At 73.7% G+C, this 2,099-nt stretch carries 2 protein-coding genes; both read right to left on the bottom strand.

Annotation, left to right across the window (positions count from 1 at the left end):
- A partial coding sequence (locus tag Y694_RS21465; RefSeq protein WP_036236515.1) for a RimK family alpha-L-glutamate ligase occupies positions 1-880 on the bottom strand: 880 nt, incomplete at its 3' end.
- A 16-nt stretch (positions 881-896) separates the two neighbouring features.
- On the bottom strand, positions 897-1,871 hold the full coding sequence (gene mch / locus Y694_RS21460) for a methenyltetrahydromethanopterin cyclohydrolase (protein WP_051495970.1): 975 nt from the start codon (positions 1,869-1,871) through the stop codon (positions 897-899).
- Positions 1,872-2,099: the final 228 nt, after the last annotated feature.

Genomic DNA, 2,099 nt, shown 5'->3' with positions numbered 1-2,099 from the left:
CGAGCTTGCGGTCGAGCAGGTCGTCGACCAGCGCCCGCGCGATCGGGAAGGGCGTGACGCGCTGCAGCCCCTGCCACGCGGCCACGCCGTTCACCTCCAGCACCTGCGGGCCGTCGGCACCGGGCAGCAGGTCGATGCCGGCGTAGTCCATCTGCAGCGCCGCGGCGGCGCGTTCGGCCAGCGTGGCGAGTTCGGGCGTCAGCGCGGCCGGCTCGACCTTCGCGCCCTGCTTGAGGTTGTGGATCCAGTGCGCGCTGCAGCGCCGCATCGCCGCGATCGCGCGACCGCCGACCACCAGCACCCGCCAGTCGAAGCCGGGCGACTCGACGTAGCGCTGCAGGTAGGCGAGCCCCCCATAGGCCTTCAGCGACGGCAGCGGCACGTGCGCGCCGTCCACGCAGCCCACACGCCGCAGCCCCTTGCCCTGCGAGCCGAACAGCGGCTTGAGCACCAACGCGCGGCCGGCCGCGCTCTCGCGCGTGACGAGGCGCTGCGCCTGGGCCGGCGACTCCATCGCCCAGGTCGGCGGCATCGGGATGCCGGCCGCGTGCAGCAGCAGGCTGGTCATCGACTTGTCCACGCTGCGCTCGATGGCGCGCGCGTCGTTGTAGACCGGCACGCCCAGCTCGCGCAGCGCGTGCAGCACGCCCAGCCGCACCGTCACCTGCTCGAAGCTGCCGCCGGCGATGCCGCGCACCAACGCCGCGTCGGGCAGCTCGCGGCCGTAGCCGGGGATCACCAGGCCGTGCCAGGACGCCGCGGTGTCGATGCGGCAGTCGGCCAGGTCGATGCAGCGGCCCTCGGCGCCGCGCGCCCGCAACGCGGTCTGCAACTGGCGCGTGTGCCAGCCCGTTTCGTCCGTGAAGATGGCAACACGCATCGCAGGAGCGGGAAGCTCAGGCCGCGTCGAGCCATTGCCCGCGCAGCAGGTCCAGGTTCAGGCGGCCCGCATGCCAGGTCTTGCCCGACTCCAGGCTCGACACCCACACCTCGGCCGGTGCGAACAGCGCGCCGTCGATCTTGTAGAAGTCGTACTCGGCCGCCTTGAAGATGTCCGCGAAGCCGCGGCCGTAGTCGCGCGAGTTCAGCGACGGCAGCTCCTTGGCCAGCAGGCGCGCCGCGTCGTCACCGCCGCGCACCGTGAGCTGCACGCGGCCGCCGTAGAGGATGGCGTCGTTGGTGCGGCCCATCGCGTCCAGGCCGTCGGCGCCGGGCGAGGGCAGCGGCGCGCTCGCCACGCCGTCGACGATGTGCTCGAGCGGGAAATGCAGCTCGTGCGCCTTGTGCAGCGCCACCTCGAGCACGCGCGCCACCACCTGTGTCGTGCCGGCCAGGCTGCGCGTGGGCGTGAGGATCAGCGTCAGCTGCTCGGGGCGCAGGCCGCAGTCGCGCAGCACCTTCTCCACCACCACCGGCGGCGGCGCGCGGTCCACCTCGAGCACCAGCACGCCGCTGCGCTCGGCCGCGGCGATCGGGTCGCGGTAGCCCAGCTCCTTGAACAGCTCCTCCTTGCCGGCCAGCGCGCGCGCCGGGCCGGAGCCGAGCGAGAAGAACTTCTTGCCGCCCGCCTCTTCCTTGCTGGCCGACAGGCTCCAGCCGGCGTACTGGCTCGCCAGGCAGGCCAGCACCGGCTGGCTGCTGCTGACCTCCAGCCAGGTCGGCCAGCCGCTGCTGGCGTCGCCATAGCCCTGTGCGGCCAGCGCCACGCGGCCCAGGCCGCCCATGCAGATCTCGCCGACCAGCACGCCCGCGGCCACGCTGCCCGGCGCGGCGATGCCGGCGTCGACGATGCGCACGCCGCTCGCGTCCTGGCCGACCTGCACGCGCAGCTCGTCGGCCTGGTCGAGCAGGCGCTGCAGCAGCGGGCGCACGGCCGCGTTGACGCTGAGAGGGCTGTCGGCGAAGGCGGGGTCGTTGCGGAGTCGGTCGTGGACGGGGTGCTGCTCATGGCGTGGTCTCTCTCGGGGTCGGTCGTCGTGGTGATGTCTCGGCCGGGCTCAAGTCTGCGCCAGTGACGCGCGCAGCGCAGCCCGCTTCGCGGCCAGGCGCTCGCGCACCTCGGCCACGCGGGTCCCCTGGGCGTCCACGCTGCACAGCGG

The organism is Methylibium sp. T29-B (genome assembly GCF_000576225.1).
GTDB lineage: Bacteria > Pseudomonadota > Gammaproteobacteria > Burkholderiales > Burkholderiaceae_C > Methylibium > Methylibium petroleiphilum.
This window is presented reverse-complemented; position numbering and strand designations above follow the sequence as displayed.